We start from the raw sequence: 24771 nt of genomic DNA, 5'->3' as shown, positions 1-24771 counted from the left end.
TAAAACACAAAGCCCCTGAGCACTTTGCTGCACTCAGAGGCTTTTCCCTATATACTATTATAATATATGACCCTTTGTTCTGATGACATTGACAACTCTGTCAACGCAGCTGCGGCATACGGACTCATCCTTTGCCTCCACCATTACTCTTACAAGGGGCTCTGTACCGCTCTCGCGGACAAGTATCCTTCCCGAATCGCCCAGCTCTGCGGCTACCTTGTCCACCTCAGCGCGTACATCGGGGTCTGCCTGAGCGGCAGTCTTGTCCTTTACCTTTACGTTTTCAAGCACCTGTGGGTAAACAACGAAGGGAGCAGCAAGCTCGCTGAGCTTCTTCTGGCGTGACATGATGACCTGCATCATCTTCAGGCTGGTGAGTATGCCGTCGCCTGTTGAGGCATACTTGGAGAAGATGATATGACCCGACTGCTCGCCGCCGAGACAGCAGTCATGCTCCTTCATGTATTCGTAAACGTACTTGTCGCCGACAGCGGTCTTTGCGTACTCAACACCTATCTCGTCGAAGGCTCTGTAGAGACCGAAGTTGGACATTACCGTGGTAACGACAGTATTGTTGATGAGCTTTCCGCGCTCCTTCATGTATCTTCCGTAGATATAGAGGATATGGTCGCCTGTGATGACATTGCCCTTCTCGTCCACGCAGAGACAGCGGTCGGCGTCTCCGTCATAGGCAAAGCCTGCGTCCAGCCCCTTCTCCACTACGAATTTCTGTAAATTCTCGATATGTGTGGAGCCTGCGTTGTTGTTGATATTAGTGCCCGAGGGCTCTGCGTTTATAACATAGGTCTCGGCGCCGAGAGCGTCGAACACCGACTTTGCAATGTTCCATGCTGCACCGTTGGCACAGTCCAGACCGATCTTCATGCCTCTGAAGGAGTACATACCCAGTGAGATGAGGTATCCCACATAGCGGTTCCTTCCCGAAACGTAGTCCACGCTTCTGCCTATTTTCTCGCCGTGAGCGAAGGGGATCTCACTCCAGTCCTGACCGAAGGCGCTGAGCTTTCCGTCCAGATAAGCCTCCACCAGGTCGATGACCTCGTCCTCCATCTTCTCGCCCTGGCCGTTGATGAGCTTTATTCCGTTGTCGTAATAGGGATTGTGGCTTGCAGAGATCATGATGCCGCAGTCAAAGCTGTCTACTCTTGATATGTAGGCTACCGAGGGAGTAGTCGTTACATGGAGGAGGTATGCGTCTGCGCCCGAAGCGGTGAGACCTCCTACCAGAGAGTATTCAAACATATAGCTCGAAAGACGCGTATCCTTGCCTATAACTATACGCGGAGCGCTTTCGTCGCCCTTTCTTCTTCTGAGCTCGCCGTAGTACCAGCCGAGAAATCTTCCTACCTTGTATGCGTGGTCTGCTGTCAGATTTTCATTTGCGGTACCTCTGAAACCGTCTGTTCCAAAATACTTACCCACTGTCCTGTATCTCCTTAAATAAAATAATAATGATATGAACTTCTGAGCCACGTAAAGGCTCATAACATTTTAATTATAGCACTTTACACCGAAGCCGTCAACGGTTTTATCAGAATGTTTACAATAATAGTGCAATTTGCCGTAACGTCATAAGGGAAAGCGGCTCTACTATATTATACGAATGAAAGGGTGAAAACTCTCACCCTTTCTGCGAAGAATTTTCCTCCAAAAAATAAGCAGTAATGAGGAAATTTGACTATTGCAAAAGGGGAAGATTTGTAGTATAATAGAAAATAGTATAAAATCGGGTCTTATGTCTTTTCGGGGCTGAAAAGCAGCCTGCTCCGACAGGACCTTTCCTTACGCCCGAACAAAAGGAGGAACAAAATTGGCTAAGTCAACCGCTGCGGGCGCTGCAACAGCAAGCTCCCGCAAAAAGATCGGCAGTAAACGTCCTGCTGTAACTGCCGCAGACATCATAGCCGAGAAGAGAGGGAACAAGATCAGACCGATATTCTACTTCGCGTCTTTCATCATACCCTTCCTGCTCACGCTCTTAGCTTACATCGGCTTTGACGTCTACCCCTTCGGAGAGCGCTCAGTTCTCACCCTTGACCTCAACGGTCAGTATATCTACTACTTTGAAGCTCTCAGGAAAGCCTTCTGGGGCGACGGAAGCTTCTTCTACAGCTGGAGCCGAAACCTTTCGGGCGGCTTCATGGGCATCATAGGCTACTACCTTGCCAGCCCGTTCACTCTGATAATCATGCTCCTCCCGAGGAAGATGATACTCGAGAGCATGATGATAATGCAGATGACAAAGGTGGGTGCCGCAGGTCTTACCTTCAGCATCTACGCTCAGAAGTCAAAGGGTCTCAGACCCCTTCAGTCCATAATGTTCTCGACAATGTATGCTATGATGGCATACGTCGTTATACAGCTCATCGACCCCATGTGGATAGACGGTCCAGTATTCCTGCCCCTGATAATCCTGGGCGTTGAATACCTGGTCGATGACGGACGAAAGATAAACTATATCATCCCCACAGCTGTCATGTTCGTGGCTAACTTCTATATCGGCTTCATGATAGCGATATTCATCGCGCTTTACTTCGTTTACTATGTATTCTTCGGAACAAAGCGCAAATTCAAGGGCATAGAGGACTACGCCAAGACCATCGGCACTATGGTATTGTCAACAGTTATAGTCCTGTTCTGCAGCTGCTTCATGATACTGCCCGTTTACAATGCACTGGCTCTGGGTAAGTTCGACTTCTCAGTACCGGATTACAGCTACAAGGCAATGTTCAATCCTATTGAGCTCGTGCCCTGTCTGCTCCCCAACCAGTATTACTCCGTAAATGTTGACGAGGGAACACGTTTCTACGGACGCCCCGAGATATACTGCGGCGTGCTCACATTCGTTCTTCTCCCTCTGTTCTTCATGAACAAGAAGATAAGACGCAACAACAAGATAGGCTACGGTCTCATGACCTTTGCCCTCGTGTTCAGTATGTATGTAAAGCCCATCAACATGATGTGGCACGGCGGTCAGGATCCTAACTGGCTCCCCTACAGATACTCATTCCTTCTCTCATTCGTCCTTGTATCCATGGCAGCCGAGATATTCTCAAAGCTGGACGGCTACAAGATGACTCCGCTGAGCGCAGGCATATCCGCTGTGACAGTAGGCGGTCTCACCGCTGTATTCTGCGGAATGATGAAGAAGTTCAACTACAACGAGGAAAAGTACAAATATGTAGCTATCACTCCCTACAAGGCAAAGCTGGATCCCTCTGACACCACAGAGCAGCTCTGGCTGGGAACTATCGCCTTCGGTCTCATTCTTGGCGCTATATACCTCATCGGCGTATATATGTACAGCCATTCAAAGACCAGGAAGGCAAGAAACGCTATAACAGTACTCATGGCAGGTCTCATCTTCTTTGAGTGCGGATATAACTGCTTCGACTCATTCAGAAAGATATTCAAGGAAGTCGGAAACTCCGGCAAGGCTACCTACACCGAGATAATGACTGCTCCCGACGTGGTAAAGCAGCTCAAGGAATATGACGGCGGCTTCTACAGAGCTGAAAAGACCTTTGACAGAATGGTAAATGACCCTCTGGCATACGGTCTCAAGGGTATTTCCCACTCAAGCTCCGTAATGAACGCAAGAGCCATCACATTCATCGAGACCATGGGCTACTTCACCCAGAGCTTCGAGTCAAAGTATCAGGGCTGCAATCCTGTTGCCGACTCAATACTGGGCATAAAGTACGTACTCGATGACCCCGCAAGAAACTCAACCAGCAAGAACCTGCTGGACGCTTCATATGTCAAGGTATTCGAGTCAAGCTATACCAAGGACAAGGACGTTCCCGCACATATCGACGTTTATGAGAACCCCAACGCTCTCAATATCGGCTTCATGGCTGACGACGATATACAAATACTCTCAGGACTGGGCAACGATAACCCCTTCAACAGTCTGAACAACTTCCTCAGCTCTATGACAGGAAATACCGCAGACTACTACACAGCACCCATTGTCCCCAAGTCCTACTATGTACCTCTTGAGTGCAATGTAAGCTACGACGAAACAAAGGTATATCTCCACGATTACAACAACAATGGCACTATCCACGACTGCTATGAAGCATTCGCAGGTGTAAACGACGCCGTTGTAAACGTAGACGTAACTGTTCCCCACGACGGCAACATCTATATGCACCTGGGCTCTGAAATGAGACGTCAGTGCAACGTATGGGTAGCTGTCAAGGGCGAGGACGGAGTCTACAGAGGACAGAACACAGGCACAGAAGCATTTGACGGCTACGGTCAGTACTTCACCACCAACTCTTCTCCTATAGTAAGAATGGGCCCCTTCAAGGAAGGCGACGAGGTCGAGGTAAGACTCACTATCCCGCCCACAGGTCCCAACGGAAGCTATACAGGTCAGAACGAGTACATCATGGTCAGAAAGAACGCCGGCTTCAACTTCTACTACCTTGACGAGGAAGCCTTCACCGAGGACATCAACAAGCTCAAGGCTCATCAGTGGGAGCTGGATATGAGCAAGACCAACGACCGCTACCTTGTTGGTGACGTTGACGCTCAGGAAGGTCAGATACTCATGACCACTATCCCCTACGAGCCCGGCTGGAAGATACAGGTAGACGGCGAGACCGTGGACAGCCTCATCGTTGAAGAGACAAATGAAGCCGGTGCAAAGGTCCTCAAAAACAAGCAGGGCAACATCGGAGAGGTAATTATCCTGGGTACCATGATAGGTATCAGACTCCCTGCAGGTCACCACACAGTTTCAATGAAGTATACACCTCCCGGATTCAATACGGGCGTGATCACACTTATACTCGGAATTATCGCTCTTATCGCCTTCTATCTCTATGATAAGAAGCACAACAAGGTCCTCATCGCAAGAAAGAAGAGAAAGGAACTCTTCAAAAACCATTCCGTTGAGGAGATAGTTGCAGAGCTCAACAAGGAAGCCGAGACCACAAAGGGCAAGAAGAAGAAAAAGTCCAAGATCGAAAAGGTGAAGGAGGCTCCCGAGGAGGACGAGGCAGATACCGGGACTGAGACCGAGGAAACGGAAGCTCCCGAGGAAAAGCCCAGGAAAAAGGCTAAGGAAAAGACCAAGCCCGCTGTCAAGATAGCAGTGGAGGAGCCCGAAGAAGCCGAGGACAAAGCCGAGGAGATCGAAAGCGACGCCGAAAGATTCATCAGAAACGCTGATGCTTCTCTGAAGGAGGGCATTACAGACGTGGCTGATGAAGCCGAGGAAGCTGCCGAGGAGATCACCGAAAAAGCCGAGGAAGTAACGGACGAGGCTGAGGAGATCGCCGATGAAGTCGCTGAAAAGGCTGAAGAAGTCAAGGAAAAGGCTGAGGGAACAGTTCATCATACAGTTTCCAAAAAGAACAGCGGCAAGAAGAAAAAGAAGTAATATCATAATATGATAAAAGCCCGTGAACAGCTATGCTCACGGGCTATTTTTTTGCAGAAACACGCTGCCATGCGCCTTTTGCACAATAATATCATTCTGATTTAGCTAATATGCCTATGACATTTCAGCCAAAAATATGCTATAATTATTGTATAGATAACTAAAAGCAACGTGTAGCCCCCTATCAGGACGTAAATCCGGTTGATAAAGGGCTGCACTCTTTTTTTACGGAGGTGCATGACCATGTATAACACAGGTGACGCTGTTGTTTACTCATCATACGGTGTTTGTATGATAACCGCCATCGAGGATCACGATTTCAGCGGCGAAAACGTGGAATACTACGTTCTTCGCCCCGTCAGCGACAACAAGAACACATTTTACGTCCCCACCAACAACGAGGCGCTCAAAAGCCGCATGAGGAGCGTCTGCTCCAGAAGCGAGGCGGAGGAGCTTATAAGCGAGATTCCCCGGGAGGATATGTTCTGGATCGAGGACGAGTCCCGGCGCAAGGAGGAGTACCGCAAGGTCATCGACTCGGGCGACCGCCGAAAGATAATCGGACTCATCAAGACACTGTATATCCACGGCGAGGAGCTGGCTGCACAGCACAAGAAGCTCCGCTCATCGGACGAAAGGTTCCTTCACGAGGCTGAAAATATGCTCTATGACGAGTTCGCATACGCCCTCCGGCTCAGCAGGGACGAGGTCCTTCCCTACATCAGACAGCACATATGAAAACAGCTCCGAGTTGTGAACAAAGCAATTCGGAGTTAATTTTTTTATTCTAAAGTAAAACTGTTTTGACTTGCGGTGTGAAATCTTATATATAAATAATATAATTGAAATATTCGGGTTTTGTTTGTTGAATTTCTTATAGACATTTATACTAAATTCAAAACCGATATTTCTATGCAACTATTGTTGCATTTTGCACAAATCCTATTGACTTTATTCTACGTTTGTGCTAAACTTTAGTTGTAAAAAAAGAGAGGGATTTACTGCACTGGATCCCGAGAAAAAACAACACTAATATTAGGGAGGAATATTGTATGTTCACAAATTCTAAAAATGTGAAGCGTGTCATCAGCATATCAGCTGCGGCTATGTGTCTGTTCTCATCGCTCCGCATAGCTCCGATCGGTGACATCGCCGACGCAGCAGGCACAACTATGACAGCCTTTGAGATCACAGAAAACATGAAGATCGGCTGGAACCTCGGCAACACTCTGGACGCCAAGATCTCAAAGCCCGATCCCAATAATCCCAAAGAGTCTATTGATCTGGACAGCGCCGGTCTTGAGACCGAGACCAGCTGGGGATGCCCCAAGGCTAATCAGCAGCTCTTCGACGCTCTGAAGGCTAAGGGCTTCAACACAGTCCGCGTTCCTACCACATGGTTCCAGCATCTGGACGAGAATAACAACATTGATCCCGAGTGGATGGCTCGTGTAAAGGAAGTCGTTGACTACGGTATCAAGAACGATATGTACATCATCCTCAACGTTCACCACGAGAACTGGATAAACAGGACCGACCTCGTTAACGCTTATGATGACATCAAGCCAAAGCTCCTGAAAATATGGACCCAGATCGCTGAGGAGTTCAAGGATTACGATCAGCACCTCATCTTCGAGTGCATGAACGAGCCCCGTGCTGTTAAAACAGATCATGAGTGGTGGGCTGCTAAGGCTGTTCCCGAGTGCGACGTTATCAACGATCTTGAGCATGATTTCGTTGACCTTATCAGAAATACAGACGGTCCTTACGCAAAGACCCGTCTCCTGATGCTCCCCGGCTACTGTGCAAGCGCAGAGGAGACCTTCCTCAAGGCTATCGATGTTCCCAACGATCCTTACGTTGCTATCTCGGTACACGCTTACACCCCCTATGACTTCACAATGAATAAGGCAGTCGCAGATCACTCCGTATTCACAAGCACATATTCCGCTAACCTTGCTTCTATCCTCGAGGGTATCCGCAATACCTTCATCGATAAGGACATCCCCGTTGTAATCGGCGAGATGGGTACATCAAACTTCGGCAACACCGAGGCGAGAGTTGCATGGACAGATCAGTATTTCAAAACAACAAAGAAGTACGGTATCCCCTGCTGTCTCTGGGATAACGGTCAGCTGAGGAACCCTGACGATTCCGAGCAGGATATCAGCGAGATCCACGGCTATGTCAACCGTAATACAGGCGAATGGAACGAGGATTCACTTCCTATCATCAACAAGATGATGGAGATCATGAACGACAGCTCCATCACTTGGGGCAGCGAGAAGCACCTTCCCAAGCTCACTCACCAGAACTATGATGAGGGCACAAAGGTTTACACAGGTCCTACAGAGATCGACGTAGACAAGGCTGCTACATATCAGAACACAACTCCCGGCGGCGAGGGCGAGATCACATTTGACAAGCTTGAGGGCAAGGAAGTTGCTATCAAGTACACAGGCGCAGATCCTATCCTCTGCTTCTCAGACGCAAGCTACGGCAACTGGACAGAGCTCAAGCCCTACGGCATTGACAGCGAGCAGGGAATTGCTTACTTCAACATGGCTAAGCTTCCCGACGCATGGGGCAAGGATACAGCTCTCATAGCTCATATGCAGGCAAAGACTCTCGGCGTAACAACCGTTGACTCTATCGTTATCCTCAACGCTCCCGAGGGAGATATCCCCGAGCCCGTTGCTACTGCTCTTATCAAGAAGGTAGACCTTTCAGAGGCTAAGGATACAGATTCTCTCACAGTTACTATCGCAGGCCCCGCAGGCACAAAGAACGACGGTGCTCTCGGCTTCATGAAGGGCGATGACTGGACACAGATCGAGTGGAATGGCACTATCGGTGCTGACGGCACACTCACAGTTACTATCCCGCTGGCAGACGTTCCCAAGGGCAACGCTGAATTCCAGGTATGGGGCAACTTCGATATAGTTGAGATCAAGGACGTAAAGATCGGTGCAGGTGATGTTGCAACAACAACAACTACTACAACTACAACAACCACCACTACTACAACTACATCCGATACACCTACTACTACAACCACTACAACTACAGCTCCCGTTCAGAACATCAATTACGGTGATACAAACTGTGACGGAAAGGTTGAGCTGGCTGACGCTATCCTCATCATGCAGGCTCTTGCTAACCCCGATAAGTACGGCGAGAACGGAAGCGATGCTAAGCACCTCAAGGCTGAAGGCAAGCTCAACGGCGACGTTGACAAGTCAACTGAGGGTCTGACAGCTAACGACGCTCTCTTCATTCAGGAGTACCTCCTCCACCTCAGAGAGACTCTCGTACCCGCTAACGCATAAACCAATTCTTTCAATCATACCTCAGAAATGCAGCTGCAACAGCAGCTGCATTTTCTTTTTGCCATCGCGTTTATATGTTATGGATACTATCTCTATTGAATTATAATATATTATTAACTTTTGTAACCTATTGACAAAACAATACGAACTGTTATATAATTATAGCGGTATCGCTGTAATCGGACACTAACCGATCACAGCCTTAACACAAAAATTATAACAAAAGCAGAGACATATATATGCTTTTTTAATGTATTATAAACCCAACCTACTTATGAACAAAAGGATGACAACTGAATATGCTTACTGATTACCATTGCCATATTCTGCCCGGGATCGATGACGGTGCATACGATGTGGATACCTCCCTCGCCATGATCGAAACTATGAAGGAACAGGGCGTAGAGAGGATAATCGCTACACCTCATTTCTATGCACATGAGGAAAGATCTCTCACAGAATACCTTATCAGGCGCGAGATCGCCTATGAGAGCATCGCGGACTTCGCTGCGGTGCAGAATATAATGCTTGGCGCTGAGATCGCCATAGAACACGGAATATCAAAGATACACGGAATAGACAGGCTCGCCATCGAAGACACGGGCAATATCCTCCTTGAGCTGCCCTTCCGCGATCTTGAGGACTGGATGCTGGAGGAGATAGAGGCTATCACCTCGGAATACGGTCTTACCGTTATACTTGCTCATGTTCACCGCTATCCGGAGTATTACTCCGCCGAAAATATGGAGAGACTGCTGAAAACCGACGCCGTCTTCCAGTTCAACAATGAGGCTTTCCTCGTTGAACGGGACAAGGCTCTGTTAAAACAGCTCATCGACGATAAAAAAAGGATAGTTTTCGGCAGCGATGCACATAATATGGGTGCAAGGCACCCTAACTGGGATATGATTTTGGAGGAATGTGACCCTGAGATCTTAGAGGCTTCAAATAACTTTATCGCTGCTGAGGATAACAGTATTGAAGTGCTCACAGCCTGCGATTCCGCAAGCGGTTAAGGGGGACTAATATCGGCAGTATAACTGTTGATACGGGGGGAAGACTTTTGAAAAAATTAATAGGTAACTTCAGCTTCCGCAGAGTGGTGCTCGCTTTTGCCGACGCTTTTATCGTCATAGCCGCCGCTCTCATCGCAAACTTTATCCTCTCCTTCTTCGGTCGGGATATAAGCCGCTCGGATATGCTCATGAGCTTCGTTATCGGGTCAGTGACCTGCTGCGGGTGTCTGCTCATATTCGGCGCCTACAACAAGCTCTGGAGATTCTTCAACAGGCGCGATTACCTCTCCTGCCTATACGGAGTCGTCTTCGGGTTTATCGCCGCGGGAAGCTTCGTCTACATCATCAGGAACGAGATCGCCCTGAGCTATGTATGCCTTCACGCACTGCTCACCCTCATCGGCGTCTGTCTGTTCAGATACCTGTTCAAGGAGAGCTTCGTCACCTTCTCACGGATAAACTCCGAAGAGGGCAGAAAGCGCACTATGATAGTAGGCGGCGGTCAGACCTGCCGCATGATACTCACGGAGATCGAGAACGCACGGAAGTCTCCTTATGAGGGGGACAAGGTCTCGGCGGAATATGAGCCTGTCTGCATCATCGACGATGACCGCAGCAAGATAGGCACCGAGATACAGGGCGTTACCGTTGTGGGTACTACCTCAGAGATAATCAAATTCGCGGATCAGCAGCACATCGAGCAGATAATCTTCGCTATCCCCTCATGCCTTGAGGACGAGCGCAAGAGGATACTTGACGTGTGCTCGGGCACAAATGTCCCCGTCAAGGTGGTGCCCTTCATAGGAAACCTTATCTTCGACAACGGAAATACTCCCCTGCTGAACCAGATGCACGATATAAAGGTGGAGGACCTCCTGGGACGAGCCTCTGTCAAGTTCGACAACGAGGAGATACGCCGCTTTATCCACGGCAAGGTCTGCATGGTAACAGGCGGAGGAGGCTCCATCGGCTCCGAGCTGGTGCGCCAGATAGCAAGATACAGCCCCGAACGCATAATCCTTGTGGATATTTATGAGAACAACGCCTATGATGTGCAGCAGGAGCTGCTCATGGACTACGGCGACGACCTTGACCTGAAGGTGCTCATTGCCTCCGTCAGGGACTATTACCGACTGGACAGCATTTTCGCAAAGTACAAGCCCGATATCGTGTTCCACGCGGCTGCCCACAAGCACGTTCCCCTTATGGAGAACTCGCCTATGGAGGCTATCAAGAACAACGTCATCGGCACCTTCAATACTGCTACTCTTGCCCAGTTCCATAAGGTAAGAAAGTTCGTGATGATCTCTACGGACAAGGCGGTGAACCCCACAAACGTTATGGGCGCTTCAAAGCGCTGCTGCGAGATGATAATACAGTACCTCTCACAGCAGAAGGATGGCTGCACTGAGTTCGTGACCACACGCTTCGGCAATGTTCTCGGCTCAAACGGCTCCGTTATCCCTCTTTTCAGAAAGCAGATAGAATCGGGAAAGGCTGTCACAGTCACTCACCCCGATGTTATAAGATACTTCATGACCATACCCGAGGCTGTCAGCCTTGTGCTTGAGGCTGCTGCCATCGCTCACGGCGGTGAGATATTCGTCCTGGATATGGGTCAGCCTGTCCACATCGTAAGACTTGCGGAAAACCTTATCCGTATGTACGGAAAGGTGCCCTATAAAGATGTGGAGATAAAGTTCACGGGTCTCCGCCCCGGCGAAAAGCTGAAGGAGGAGCTGCTCATGGACGAGGAGGGACTTCAGAAAACCTCCAACGAGCTCATTTTCATCGGCAAGCAGATACACCTGGACGGAGATGTATTCATCAAGAAGCTGAGAAAGCTCCGCAACGCTGCCAATGAAAACCTCAACGAAGCCGCTATCGAAGCCCTTCATGAGATAGTTCCCACCTTTATAACTCCCGAGGAGTTCAACAGAGCGGAGCTCATCAAGGAGCACAGAAACACGGAAAATATAGCAAACATCAAAAGGGACTGATTTACAGTCCCTTTGTTTTTGGAGGATAATATGATTTACAGGACACCCACATATTACAGGGATTTCCGCTGCATTGCAGGCGACTGCCGCGACAGCTGCTGCAAGGGCTGGGAGATTGACATTGATGAGGATACCGCCCGATACTACGCAGGTGTGGGCGGCAAATTCGGTGAAAGGCTCCGCAGCAGCATACGTGACGGCTCCTTCCTGCTCACTGAGGACGAGCGATGTCCCTTTCTCAATAAAAGCGGTCTATGCGACATCTACACTGAGCTGGGCGGCGACAAGCTGTGCAGGATATGCTCCGACCATCCGCGGTATTACGAGTGGTTCGGCTCTGTGAAGGAGGGCGGCGTGGGACTCTGCTGCGAGGCTGCGGCGGAGCTGATAATTTCCCGTCCCTTTGCCCTCTGCGAAGATGAGGCCCCCGACGAGACCGCCTCGGGGGATTATGATGAGGAGCTCTTTGCCATGCTCCTTGACGCCCGTGAGGAGATGTTCACAGTCCTGGCGGACGAGAAAAAGCCCCTCTGTGACTGTCTCTGCCGCCTGCTGGATATTGCCTCGGAAATGCAGCTTTGTATTGATATGCCCTTCCCCGACGGGGAGACCGAGGTCGCAGCAGAAGCGGCTCTCCGCGGCGCATTTGCCCTGCTGTCGGAGCTTGAACCCATTGACGAAAAGTGGCAGCCCTACATAGCGGAATGTACCGAAAGGCTCTCCTGCTCACCTGAGCGCAGCAGCGGCACAGACGTGTTCCTCCGCAGACTGGGCAGCTATTTCATCTTCCGCTATCTGCTGAAAGCCGTGTTTGACGGAGAGGTGCTGAGCCGCGCAAAATTCGCGGTGTTCAGCCTTATAATCCTGGACAGGCTCTTCTGCCTGAGCGGCAGCTCCGCTCCCGAAAGCTGCGCCGGGACAGCAAAAAACTACTCCAAGGAGACGGAATACTGCGAGGAGAATATGGAGGAGCTGCTGCTCCGCTTCGGTGAAGCCCCTGAGTTCAGCCTGCTGTCGCTGAAAGCTCTCATTGCGGAGTCTATGGGCGGAAATATGGACGAATTCTGAAAAAAAGCCTCAAATTACGAAAAATGAGTGAAATTCATTGCAATATCACGCCTATTGTGCTATAATGTATAAGAATTAACAGCTCCAGAAAGCTGAAAAATGAGAGGGTAATATTATGTTTGACCGTAAAAAAATCGCCGCATTTGTGGCAGGACTTCTCCTGTGCGCCTACGGAGCCGCTCCCGCAGCGTCCTTCGCGGACAATAAGGCTGAGTCCGCTGCCGTGACCGAGGAATTTGAGCCCACGGAAGGCGCTCCCGACGGTGACTATATCATCAGCGGCGACTTCATGTATACAAAGACTGTGGACGGCGACGCCCGTATTGAAAACTGCACCGCCACAGGGACTTCGCTTGTTATCCCTGACACCATCGACGGACTTACCGTAGCCGCTCTGGGCACCACTGCCTTTGGCGACGATATGGAAAACAACACCTTCACCAGCATTGAGATACCTGCTTCGGTGAACTATATATCCGCAAATAATCCCTTTATCTACTGCTCGGTGCTCACCGAGATAAAGGTAGCTGAGAACAGCAAATACTTCACTGCTGAGGACGGAGTCCTCTATGACAAGGACAAGAAGACCCTTGTCGCCTATCCTGCCAAGAAGGAAGGCAAGAGCTTCACTGTTCCCGAGGGCGTAACATCTATTTACGCAGGCGGTCTCTATGACGCCGACCTCTCTGAGCTCAAGCTCCCCTCAACTCTTGAGGAAGTGAACTACTTTGCATTCGGCGATATGAAGTTCATGGAGAAGATAGACATGAGCGGCACCAGCCTTACGGATCTTGGCTCCTACGCTTTTTCACAGTGCAAGAACCTTTCGGAGGTGCTTCTTCCCGATACTCTTGAGAACATCGGCGGCGCTGCCTTCTCGGGCTGTAAGAGCCTTGAGAGCATAACTCTCCCCGAAAACCTCATCAGCATAGGACAGTACGCCTTCGTTGATACGGGGCTCAAGGAGATAGATATTCCCGACTCTGTGGTCGATATAGGCTACTGCGCATTCGGCTATTCTACAAGCAAAACAGGGGAATTCGTCGCTGACAGCGACTTCACCATAATCGGCAGCACAGGCTCTGCCGCCCAGATTTACGCTGTTGACGCAGACTCGGATTACGATTATGTCAACAACTTCGACTTCCTCACCCGTGAGGCTAAGGAGGAACAGGGCGAGCTTCTCAGCCTTGAGCAGATAACCTCCGGAGATTTCGTCTACGCGATCACAGATAACGGCGCTGTACTGCTCTCCTGCCAGTCCACTGACGCAAAGGTAACTGTTCCCGAGGAGATAGACGGCAACAAGATAGTAAAGATATATCCCACCTGCTTCAGCCCCTGTCAGGCTTCGGAGATAATCCTCCCCGAGTCCATTGACGAGATAAGGGAGATGGCTTTCTACGGCTGTCCCAACCTGACTTCCATATCCATTCCCGCAAGCGTAAAGACTATCGGCAACAACGCCTTTGACAAGTGCTCTGTTCTCTCAACTGTGGAGATAAAGGGCGCCGAGACCATGGGTGAGCTGGTATTCTGCGACTGTAAGGCACTCAAAAAGCTTACCCTTTCGGGAGAGCTGAAGGAATGGAACGACGATGAGCCCTTTGTAGACTGCCCTAACCTTGAGGAGATAACCGTTACCGACGGAAGCGGCAATTTCAGCTCACAGGACGGCGTGCTCTACAACAAGGACAAGTCCACTCTCGTTGCCTATCCCGCAGGCAAGACCGACAAGAGCTTTACCGCTCCCAAGTCAGTAAAGGAAATAGCTCAGTCAGCATTCTACAAGGCTGTAAATCTGGAAAGCGTTGACCTTTCCTCCGTAAAGACTGTCAACGCCTTTGCCTTTGAGAACTGCGAGAATCTGAAAAAAATAAAGTTCACGAAAAATCTGACCACATTAGGCTCCGACGCCTTATATAACTGCAAGTCACTGAAAAAGCTGCGCCTTCCCAAGTCGCTGACGGATATCGGCGCCTGCGCATTCGGCTACATCTATCAGGAGAAGGTAAATTCCGACGACCCGGAGGATACAAACGCCCTCCTTGAGGGCTTCAGGCTCTATGCCCCCAAGAACTCCACCGCCCACAAATACGCCAAGGGCTGCGGAATGGACGTAGTCACAGGCACAGTTGAGCTCTTCGGCAAGAATTACGATGTAAGACTCCTCGGCTTCCTTGGAGCACTCATACTCGCCTTTATAGCTGTACTCATAGGTAAAAAGGCAGCTTCCAAAGCAAAGGCAAAGAAGGCTGAAAAGGAACTGGCGGAGAAGCGCGAAAAGGCAGCTCAGCGCCGCAAAAAGCAGGCTGAGGAAGCTGAGGAAGACGATGATGAGGACGAGGACGAAGACGATGATGATACCCTCGACCTTGAAGATGATGACGACAACAACGATGCCGACGAAGCTGAGGACGAGGAGGACGATGAAGATGAAGACTGATCTCAGAAAGCTCGCCGCATTTCTTGCTTCGGGCATTATTGCAGCCTGCTGTGTGCCGTTCAGCGCAGCAGCAGACAATCTTTCAGGTGTAACAGGTGAACCGATGAGCGACGGCTCTTTCTACTATGAGCTCAACGACGATGATACCTATACGATCGTATCCTGCACCGCCACTATTGTTACAGAAGTGCCTTCCATGAGAAACGGAAAAGCCATTACCGCTATCGGCGATGAGGCTTTCTCAAACTGCACCGCGATCACTGAGCTGAAGCTCCCCGATACTGTCAAGACTATCGGCAGCCACGCCTTCTACGGCTGTACAGGTCTGGAAAAGATCACCCTGCCGAGGAAGCTGGAAAGCCTGGGCGATAACGCCTTTTTCAGCTGCAGCTCACTGACAGAGATAACCATTCCCGATACCATGACCAAGATAGAGGATATGACCTTCGCCCTCTGTGACGAACTCCAGCAGGTAAATCTGCCCGACACCATCACCGAGCTGGGTGAATACTCCTTCTATCAGTGCCCTGCGATCAGCAGCTTCAGGCTCCCCGCCTCTCTCACCACCATAGGCGACAACGCCATGGGAAGCTGGTTCTCCATAAAGGACATCGACGCCTCTGCCGCAAGCGCATTCGTATTTGAGGACGGTATGCTCATGTCCAAGGACAAAAAGTCTATCTACCGCGCCTCAGTTGACACCGCCGGTGAGATCAGTATCCCCGACGGAGTATCCGCAGTCAAGAGCGGAGCATTCTCCACCTGTTCGGAGATAACCGCCCTTCACTTTCCTGCCACAGTCACCACCATAGGTGACGAGGCGTTCAGCTACTGCTCGGGTATCACAAGGCTGGACCTTTCAGAGGGACTTCACAGCATAGGCACCGGCGCATTCATGTTCGACCAGGCTATCACCTCTGTTGATATTCCCACCACTGTACAGACCATAGGCGAAAACGCCTTTGCCTACTGTATGGCAATGGAAAGGGTCATTCTCCCCGAAGGTCTTGATGAGATAGGCGCAAGCGCATTTCTGGTATGTGATAAGCTCCAGCAGGTAAGCATTCCAAAAAGCGTAAAGACCATAGGCGAAAACGCCGTGGGCTTCACAGTCAACAACTCACAGCGCGAGAAAATGCAGAACTTCTCACTGAGCGTATTCGCAGGCTCAGCAGGTGAAAAATACGCAAAATCCTCGGGACTTGAATACACCGTCACCGACCGCAATATCATGAAATTCGCATTCATAGCGGTGATGATCGCCGTAGTGATCCTGGTCATAGTTTTCGCACTTGTTCTCATGAAGCGCAGCCGAAAGACAGCTCCTGCCGCTGCAAGAAAGGCAGAAAAGGCTGCCAAAAAGAAGGCTGAGGAGATAGCTGAGGAGAAGAATTACAAGAAGATCGCGGACGATAATGACGACGATGATGATGACGATGACGACGATGACGACGATGACGACGATGAAGATGACGATGACGACGATGAAGATGATGATGACGACGATGAAGACGACGATGAAGATGATTGACTTCTGATAAAAAAGTTTAAGCCATAGTATTTCTGATATATCGTCAGAAGTACTATGGCTTTTCTATTGACTTTTAATAAGACAAATCATAATTTATCATAATGTAGGGGACGGCGCAGCTAACAGCTGCACGTACCCTCTGTCAGCTTCGCTGACATCTCCCTACACCGTAGGGAGTCACTCGACGTCCCACAAAATTCGTATTATAGTGGCGACTATCATCCGCTCAACCAGGGGACGCCTTCTCTTACAAGGCGTCCCCTCTCCAAAAACAGTCCACCGGACTGTTTTTGGATTCACCCCTTGCGAGGCGCCTGACGTAATAAGGGGCTCTGCCCCTTGACCCCCGCCAGAGGCGCTGCCTCTGGACTCTGCCAAAGGAACAAAGTCCCTTTGGAATCCCATTCATAGTTGCCGCAAGGTATTACGATAAATTTTGATTTACCTTAGCAACTGAATAAAACACAATGCCCCTTAGTGCTGTGAAACACTAAGGGGCAAAACTTTTTATTCCTCGGGCTCCTTGATCTCGCCTACGATGGGGAGGGGATCAATTCCCTGTCTTGTGTAATAGTCGGAAAGTGCAGACCTTACTGCCTGCTCCGCCAGTACTGAGCAGTGTATCTTTACTGCGGGAAGTCCGTCAAGAGCCTCCACAACAGCCTGATTTGTCAGCTTCAGCGCATCGTCTATGGACTTGCCCTTGATGAGCTCAGTCGCCATTGAAGATGTGGCAACTGCCGCACCGCAGCCAAAGGTCTTGAACTTTGCGTCTGTGATGATGCCGTTGTCTATTTTCAGGTACATCTTCATGATGTCGCCGCACTTTGCGTTTCCGATCTCTCCTACGCCGTCAGCGTCCTCGATCTCGCCCACATTTCTCGGGTTTGAGAAATGATCCATTACCTTTTCACTGTATAACATAGCAATTACTCCTTTGCAAATATTGAAGCCTACTGCTTCTTGATGATGTCATTCCTGCCTATCTGCTTTCTGTCCACGTCCTTCAGCATAAAGGCAGCATTTGCACCCTCCGAGACGGTATTGCAGACCTTGCGGAACTGCTCTATGCCTATTATCTCGGAATATATCTCGTTCTCTCTGCCGCGGACGATGATTACTTTGTCCCCGACACTGAAAACTCCGCCTGTTACGGTCCCCACCGCAACAGTTCCCCTGCCGCTTACAGTGAACACATCGCTCACCACAAACTCGGCATAGGTACCGTCGGCAACTCCCGACTGAGGAGTATAGTACTCCTCATACTCGCGGAGCTCCCTTTCATCGTCTGTAAGAAATTCATGGTTCTTTGGCTCCCTGTTGAGGAGCTTGTCCTTTAAATTATCAAATATACCCATAATCTTACACCCCGTTGTTATTATTTATTCGTATTTCTCGCCTTTCATCATGCGCTCCCACACGGGTGACATAGAACGCAGCCTGTCCACTACCTTTGGAATGACCTCGAGGATATAGTCCACATCCTCGTCGGTGACGTCCTCCTCTATGGAAAGTCTCAGTGAGCCGTGAGCAACGGCGTGTACCAGACCGATTGAGAGCAGAACGTGCGAGGGGTCAAGTGAACCCGATGTGCAGGCTGAGCCCGATGAACCGCAGATACCGTTGAGGTCAAGCATGAGCAGGAGCGACTCTCCCTCAAGACCCTCGAAGGAAATATTGAGATTTCCCGGGAGGCGCTTGTCCCTGTCGCCGTTAAGGCGTGTATAGGGTATCTTCAGAAGCTCGTCGATGAGGCGGTTTCTTCTTGGAGTTATGATAGCTGCCTTTTCGGCAATATTGCGTGTGGCAGCTTCAATTGCCACGCCCAGTCCCACGATAGCGGGAACATTCTCTGTACCTGCGCGTTTTCCGCGTTCCTGTCCGCCGCCGTGGATAAGGTTGGGAAGGGTTATGCCCTTACGGATATAGAGGACACCTATGCCCTTCTGAGCGTGTATCTTGTGTCCCGACAGCGAAAGCATATCAATGCCCTGCTTGTGGACGTCTATCTCAACATGACCAACAGCCTGAACGGCGTCGGTGTGGAAAAGAACCTTCTTTTCCTTGCATATTGCAGCTATCTCATCGATAGGCTGGATAGTGCCTATCTCGTTGTTTGCGTACATTATGGTGACCAGTGCTGTATCCTCGCGGATAGCCTTTCTTACGTCCTCGGGGTCGATGAGACCCTTGTCGCTTACGGGGACATAAGTCACCTCAAAGCCCTGCTTTTCAAGGTATTCGCAGGTGTGGAGCACTGCGTGATGCTCGAAAACAGAGGTAACGATGTGTTTCTTGCCTCTTTTCGCCATCATCTCGGCAGTTCCCTTTATAGCCCAGTTGTCCGACTCCGAGCCGCAGCTTGTAAAGAATATCTCTCTTGGCTCTGCGCCGAGAGCCTTTGCCACCTTTTCACGGGCTATCTCAACATCGCGCTGGGCGTCACGTCCCAGCTTGTATATACTGGAAGCATTTCCGTAGGCTGTACGGAAATAGGGCAGCATGGCGTTGAGGACTTCCTCTGATACCGCCGTAGTTGCCGCATTATCGGCATATATGAACCTTTTCTCTTCCATTGGTAGATTCCTCCTATTTTGCATATATATCGCGCTGCTCCACGGCAAGCCTGTCGCAGCGTTCATTTTCGGGATGACCTGCGTGTCCCTTGACCCAGTTGAAGGTCACCTCATGCTTTTCCAGCAGAGGCAGGAGCTGCTCCCAGAGGTCTACATTGAGTGCGGGCTTCTTGTCGGATTTTATCCAGCCCTTTTTCTTCCAGCCGTATACCCAGCCCTTTGTGACGCTGTCCACCACATACTTGCTGTCGGTGGTAAGTATCACCTTACATGGCTCCTTGAGTGCGGAAAGTCCCGTAATAACGCCCAGGAGCTCCATTCTGTTGTTGGTGGTGGCGCTGTCGCCGCCGGAAAGCTCCTTTTCCACGCCGTTATAGCGGAGCACAACACCGTATCCGCCGGGACCGGGATTGCCGCTGCAGGCGCCGTCTGTGAAGATCTCAACTGTTTTGATAAGTCTCACCTCTGAAAACCTAAGTCAATTGATTATAACATATTATATATACAAAATGGGTAGGTGTTACCTGAAGTAAACCTGTTTTATGTTTGTATAAGCAAACTATTTTGACATCTGTCTGCTGACAGTCTTTAATACGATGCCCCTAAGCCGTCATCTGAAAACTTAGGGGCACTATTTCTGTGTATCGCGTTAAGCTATGGGGCGATCAATATGCCTTGCCCCAGTATACCATGCACTTTGCAGGCTTGCCGCAGCAGACGCACTTGTCGCTGAGTTTCTCCTGCTCGAAGGGGATACATCTTGAGCCGACGCCTGTCTTTTCCTTTATCTCGTCCTCACAAGCCTCGTCGCCGCACCACATTGCCTTTACGAAGCCGTCGCCGTGCTCCTCAAGAGCCTTGTTTATCTCGTCAATAGTTGTGCAGGCATATGTTCTGTTTGCGCGGTTCTCAGCAGCCTTGTTGAACATACCCTCGGGTATCTCCTTTTCAAGGAGAGCCTTTACATATGTTGCAAGGTCGCCCAGTGCTACTGTTTTCTTCTCGCCGCTGTAACGGATAGCGACAACGCACTGATTTTCCTCTATATCACGGGGACCTATCTCAATACGTACAGGTACGCCCTTCATCTCGTATTCTGCGAACTTCCAGCCGGGTGAGTTCTCGCTGTCGTCAAGCTTTACTCTGATACCTGCTGCCTTGAGCTCGTTGAAGAGCTCGCCTGCCTTGTCAAGAACGCCCTCCTTGTGCTGGGCGATAGGCACGATAACTGCCTGTACAGGAGCAACTGCGGGAGGAAGAACAAGACCGCTGTTATCACCGTGAGTCATGATGACTGCACCGATAAGACGTGTTGTAACGCCCCAGCTGGTCTGGTGGGGATTGACTCTCTTGTTTTCCTTGTCTGTATACTCAATGCCGAAAGCCTTTGCGAAGCCGTCGCCGAAGTAGTGTGAGGTACCTGCCTGAAGTGCCTTACCGTCGTGCATAAGAGCCTCGATAGCATATGTGGAAACAGCTCCTGCGAACTTATCGCTCTCTGTCTTCTTGCCCTTTATAACAGGCATAGCAAGGGACTTCTCGCAGAAATCCGCATATACGTTCAGCATACGCTCTGTCTCCTCAATAGCCTCCTCAGCTGTAGCGTGTATGGTGTGACCCTCCTGCCAGAGGAACTCTCTTGAACGGAGGAAGGGACGTGTGGTCTTCTCCCAGCGAACAACGCTTACCCACTGGTTGTACAGCTTGGGAAGGTCGCGGTAGGAGTGAACGATATTAGCGTAATGCTCGCAGAAAAGGGTCTCTGATGTAGGACGTACACAGAGCCTGTCCTCAAGCTTTTCGTTGCCGCCGTAAGTTACCCATGCAACCTCGGGAGCAAAGCCCTCAACGTGGTCCTTTTCCTTCTGGAGAAGGCTCTCGGGAATGAACATAGGCATACATACATTCTCATGGCCGGTTTCCTTGAAGGTAGTATCAAGGATATGCTGCATATTCTCCCATATAGCATAGCCGTAGGGGCGTATTACCATACAGCCCTTGACGCTTGTATATTCAATAAGCTCTGCCTTCTTGCAGATGTCGGTATACCACTGAGCGAAATCCTCGTCCATTGAGGTTATCTCAGATACCAGCTTTTTATCTTTTGCCATATATATGACCTCTTTCTGTTATATTTTAGATAGATATATTTATTATATCATTTATTATGCCTGTTGTCAATGCAAAAAAGGCTTATCCGCTCAGTTCAGAAGGATATTGTAGATGAGCAGATAGCCTGCCACAAGCATTCCTGCCAGATCCACGAAGCCTATGAGACCGCCCACAACTCCGGCTGAGCCGCCGTTTCTGCCCTTTATAACACAGTTCAGGACAACTGTTGCAACAAGGAGCAGATTGATAGCTGCAATGATGAACCACTTTATGCTCCGGCTCTTATAGGTGGTGTCGATATACATGAGTGTGGGGTTCAGAATGGTGGTGAGATCGCTGAACTTTGCTGTTACATCATTTGAGGCAGTCCTTACCTTTCCCTTTACGGAGGCTCCCTTCACGTTTTCAAAGCTTTCGCTGTCGAAATTGTCACCGAAGTCCTTATCGGCGCGGACAAGAAGTACATTGTCCTGAGACTCGTCCATAATCATGTAGTAGTACTCATGTCCGATAGTTACCGAGTTTATGCCGTGCTCATAGTCAAGATTGGGCTGTGGAGCTCCATAGGACGGAACGCCGCTTACAACGGTATCCTTGTCCAGACCGATCTCAAACGCCTGATCCAGACTGCGGCTGTCTCCCATAAGACCGCTGATGCCGAAAAACAGTGATATTGCGAAGATAATTCCGAAAACGATGATTGCTGCGGCCGGTGATGCAGGCTTTGCTGTGTAGCCTTGATTTCTGCTGAAAAGACTCATAAAAACACTCCTTGATAGTTATTCGTAAGTATAGTGCCCGATAGCGGGGCAATATCATAGAAATATCATATCACATAACGGAGAATAAGTCAATATAGCGTAAAAAAAAGCTGCACGGCAAAGCCGTGCAGCCTGTAGTTTTTTACTTTTTGGAAGGTATGAGAGACTCTCTGGTATGGAGGAGATACTCCTGAATGAAGAGAGCATCGTTGGGTGTCAGACCTTCGGTGGAATCGTCAACATCGCCGTTCATCTTGCCCTGTGAGGTAAGGTGCTTTTCAGCAGTACCCTTCTCGCCGTACTTGTCGGGGTTGGCAAGTGCCTGCATGATGAGGATAGCGTCAGCCAGCTCGACCTTGTCGTCGCAGTTGGTATCGCCCCATAATATCTCAAGAATTCCACCCTGGGGAGTGGTAGTTGATGTAGTAGTTGTGGTTTCTGTTGTTGTGGTGGTTGTGGTAGTAGTCTTTACTTCGCCGCCTGCAATAGTTGTTCTTACAGGATCAGCAGCTGTTCTGCTTCCAACGATGGAAGTGAAAGCGGGCTTAGCCTTGAAGTCGCCGTCGAAGATAAGAGGATTCTGTGTCTTTCTCCAGCTCTTGGGATCTGTAACGCCCCAGAAGATAACAGCTGAAAGCTTGTCGCTGTACTTCTCATAGAGATCGAAGAGACCCTTGTAGTACTGAGCCTGTACGTCGAAGTACTTGTCGCCTGAGTTCTCCTGAACAGTAACGTCAAGCTCTGTGATCTGAACATCAAGGCCTAATGAAGTATAATCCTTGAGAGCGCTCTCATACATACCCAGTGATGGGAAAGCAGCATCCATGCTCTGTCTTACGTCAAGGTGAGACTGCATACCGATACCGTCGATGTTGCCTGCTGCCTTGAGTCTCTCTGCCATTTCGCAGATAGCCTTCTTCTTGTCCATATACTCGTTGAAGTCGTTGTAATAGAGCTTACAGCCCTCGGGAGCATACTGTCTTGCGAACTTGAATGCGTAGTCGATGAATGAGTTGTCGCCGTAAACAGCTACCCAGTCGGAAGCCTCATAGTTGTTGGACTGACCGCAGTGGCCGGGCTTACGGGGAGTACCGTCGTTCTGCCATGCCTCGTTTACAACGTCGCAGGCATAGAAGTCAATATCAGGATAGAGAGCTGTAAGAGTCTCGAAATAGCTCTTGATGTAGTTCTCCATACGCTTTGTCATCTTTTCAGGTGAAACGTAATCCTTCTTTTCGTCAAAGTCCTCCTTGAAGAACCACTCAGGAGTCTGGCTGTGCCATACAAGTGTGTGGACTCTTACAGGGATACCGTATTTTCTTGCATAGTTGAGAACGGGCTTAGCCTGTGCAAAGCTGATCTGAGGAGTCTCATCGTCGCCTGTCTCTTCAAAATATTTAAGTGTAGCGTCCTTGTTGAGAACATAGTCGGGCTTCATCTGGTTGCCCACTGTGATGCTCTCGCCGAAGTGCTTCTGAACAAGGTCCATAAAGGGCTGTGAAGCCAGATCCTCGGGAGTAAGAGCAGTACCGATCTTGAACTTGTCCTTGTACAGCTCGCTGAGTGAGGGAAGATCCTTCTCAATATCGATATGGGGAGCCTTTACGATCTTGAAATCGTCAACATAAAGATCATCAGAGCCGCCCTCGAAGTAAACGTATACTCCCTCCATGCCGTCGCTGTAGCTGATCGGAACGTCCTTGACGCTCATCCAGTCGCTGCCGTTGAGGTTCTGTACCAGGTTGGAATAGGATGTAACTCCGTCTGCTGAAGACTGGAAGCTCAGCATTGCGCTTGTGTAGTACTTGCCCTTGACAGAAGCGCTGAGATAATACTGAGTATTGGGCTCAAGAACTCCGTCAAGACGGAATGCGGGACCGTTCCAGCTCTCGGATCTGCCGCTTGCAAGAAGTCCGCTCTTGCCGCTCTTTGCAGCATCTGCCGAAATAGAGACCTTTGTGGTATCGTCTCCGCCGCGGTTGGACCAGTTAGCAAGGTCATCCTCGCTCTCAAAGCCGAGTTCATATACGACTTCGCCCTCTGCTGATGCAGATACCTTTGCGTTTGTCAGCTGTACATTTGCGGGTGCTACCGCGTATACAGCTGAGGCTGTTGAAGAAAATGCTATAGCTGCACCCATAACACCTGCAACAACCTTGTTGATGTTTTTTCCTTTCATAGTAAATTCCTCCAAAAATAAATTTTTGTATCTTCATTGTAGCACAATTGCACAAATAAGTCAATGAGACCACGGTATAATGAGCAATAATTGGCAAGACAGCTGTGCTATTCCATACAAAAACGGTCAGTTTCAGCAATAAATGACTGCTGCGACCCTATGGAAAAAGTGCATATAATTCGAGGGGAAACCTCCCCTTTTTTCTACTTCGCAAAACTGAAATGAAACACGAGAAACGGAGAGATTGAGAGAAAAACAGAGCGATTGCAAGAGAAAACAGGGTATATATTAAAAAAATCTCAGAAAAAGCCTTGACATTACCTTCTATATCGTGTATAAT

The 24771-nt window shown here is 49.6% G+C and carries 16 protein-coding genes; 8 read left to right on the top strand and 8 right to left on the bottom strand.

What is annotated here, in order from left to right:
- Positions 1–57 precede the first annotated feature (57 nt).
- Complete coding sequence (gene glmM / locus T488_RS0104550; RefSeq protein WP_028519775.1) at positions 58–1443, bottom strand: phosphoglucosamine mutase; 1386 nt, start codon at positions 1441–1443, stop codon at positions 58–60.
- 388 nt (positions 1444–1831) lie between these two features.
- Between glmM and T488_RS0104545 the strand changes: the two genes are divergently transcribed.
- The 8 genes from T488_RS0104545 to T488_RS0104510 all read left to right on the top strand — a co-directional run bounded on the left by T488_RS0104545 (position 1832) and on the right by T488_RS0104510 (position 16803).
- Positions 1832–5413, top strand: a complete 3582-nt coding sequence (locus tag T488_RS0104545; protein ID WP_028519774.1) for a YfhO family protein — start codon at positions 1832–1834, stop codon at positions 5411–5413.
- A 243-nt stretch (positions 5414–5656) separates the two neighbouring features.
- A complete protein-coding gene (locus T488_RS0104540) occupies positions 5657–6151 on the top strand; it encodes a CarD family transcriptional regulator (RefSeq protein ID WP_028519773.1) in 495 nt (164 codons plus the stop codon).
- Between the two features lie 314 nt (positions 6152–6465).
- On the top strand, positions 6466–8742 hold the full coding sequence (locus tag T488_RS0104535) for a cellulase family glycosylhydrolase (protein ID WP_028519772.1): 2277 nt from the start codon (positions 6466–6468) through the stop codon (positions 8740–8742).
- A gap of 299 nt (positions 8743–9041) precedes the next feature.
- Entirely contained in the window at positions 9042–9758 is a 717-nt protein-coding gene (locus tag T488_RS16975; RefSeq protein ID WP_051536271.1) for a CpsB/CapC family capsule biosynthesis tyrosine phosphatase, read from the top strand.
- Positions 9759–9805: 47 nt separating this feature from the next.
- Positions 9806–11758 carry a polysaccharide biosynthesis protein gene (locus tag T488_RS16970; RefSeq protein WP_051536267.1) on the top strand — a complete coding sequence of 651 codons (1953 nt, stop codon included), beginning with the start codon at positions 9806–9808 and terminating at the stop codon, positions 11756–11758.
- A 30-nt stretch (positions 11759–11788) separates the two neighbouring features.
- Positions 11789–12826: a flagellin lysine-N-methylase gene (gene fliB, locus T488_RS0104520; protein WP_028519771.1), complete on the top strand. Its 1038-nt coding sequence runs from the start codon at positions 11789–11791 to the stop codon at positions 12824–12826.
- Positions 12827–12941: 115 nt separating this feature from the next.
- Positions 12942–15272: a leucine-rich repeat domain-containing protein gene (locus T488_RS0104515; RefSeq protein WP_028519770.1), complete on the top strand. Its 2331-nt coding sequence runs from the start codon at positions 12942–12944 to the stop codon at positions 15270–15272.
- Positions 15262–16803: a leucine-rich repeat domain-containing protein gene (locus tag T488_RS0104510; protein WP_028519769.1), complete on the top strand. Its 1542-nt coding sequence runs from the start codon at positions 15262–15264 to the stop codon at positions 16801–16803. Before T488_RS0104515 ends, T488_RS0104510 begins: the two co-directional genes overlap by 11 nt.
- A 507-nt stretch (positions 16804–17310) precedes the next feature.
- Here the strand turns inward: T488_RS0104510 and nifU are convergent.
- The 7 genes from nifU to T488_RS0104475 form a co-directional block, all read right to left on the bottom strand.
- On the bottom strand, positions 17311–17727 hold the full coding sequence (nifU, locus tag T488_RS0104505; RefSeq protein ID WP_028519768.1) for a Fe-S cluster assembly scaffold protein NifU: 417 nt from the start codon (positions 17725–17727) through the stop codon (positions 17311–17313).
- A 29-nt stretch (positions 17728–17756) separates the two neighbouring features.
- Positions 17757–18161 carry an EF-Tu/IF-2/RF-3 family GTPase gene (locus T488_RS0104500; protein WP_028519767.1) on the bottom strand — a complete coding sequence of 135 codons (405 nt, stop codon included), beginning with the start codon at positions 18159–18161 and terminating at the stop codon, positions 17757–17759.
- Between the two features lie 24 nt (positions 18162–18185).
- Positions 18186–19379, bottom strand: a complete 1194-nt coding sequence (gene nifS, locus T488_RS0104495) for a cysteine desulfurase NifS (protein ID WP_028519766.1) — start codon at positions 19377–19379, stop codon at positions 18186–18188.
- Between the two features lie 13 nt (positions 19380–19392).
- Positions 19393–19833, bottom strand: coding sequence for a ribonuclease HI (rnhA, locus tag T488_RS0104490; RefSeq protein ID WP_028519765.1), 441 nt, complete (start codon positions 19831–19833; stop codon positions 19393–19395).
- A 211-nt stretch (positions 19834–20044) separates the two neighbouring features.
- The gene (proS, locus tag T488_RS0104485; RefSeq protein WP_028519764.1) at positions 20045–21490 is read right to left on the bottom strand and encodes a proline--tRNA ligase; all 1446 of its coding nucleotides are present in this window, start codon (positions 21488–21490) and stop codon (positions 20045–20047) included.
- A gap of 90 nt (positions 21491–21580) precedes the next feature.
- Complete coding sequence (locus T488_RS0104480; RefSeq protein ID WP_028519763.1) at positions 21581–22252, bottom strand: hypothetical protein; 672 nt, start codon at positions 22250–22252, stop codon at positions 21581–21583.
- Between the two features lie 142 nt (positions 22253–22394).
- Complete coding sequence (locus T488_RS0104475; RefSeq protein WP_028519762.1) at positions 22395–24431, bottom strand: endo-1,4-beta-xylanase; 2037 nt, start codon at positions 24429–24431, stop codon at positions 22395–22397.
- Positions 24432–24771: the final 340 nt, after the last annotated feature.

Origin of the sequence: Ruminococcus flavefaciens ND2009 (genome assembly GCF_000621785.1) — a bacterium.
GTDB classification, from domain to species: Bacteria; Bacillota; Clostridia; order Oscillospirales; family Ruminococcaceae; genus Ruminococcus; species Ruminococcus flavefaciens_C.
This window is presented reverse-complemented; position numbering and strand designations above follow the sequence as displayed.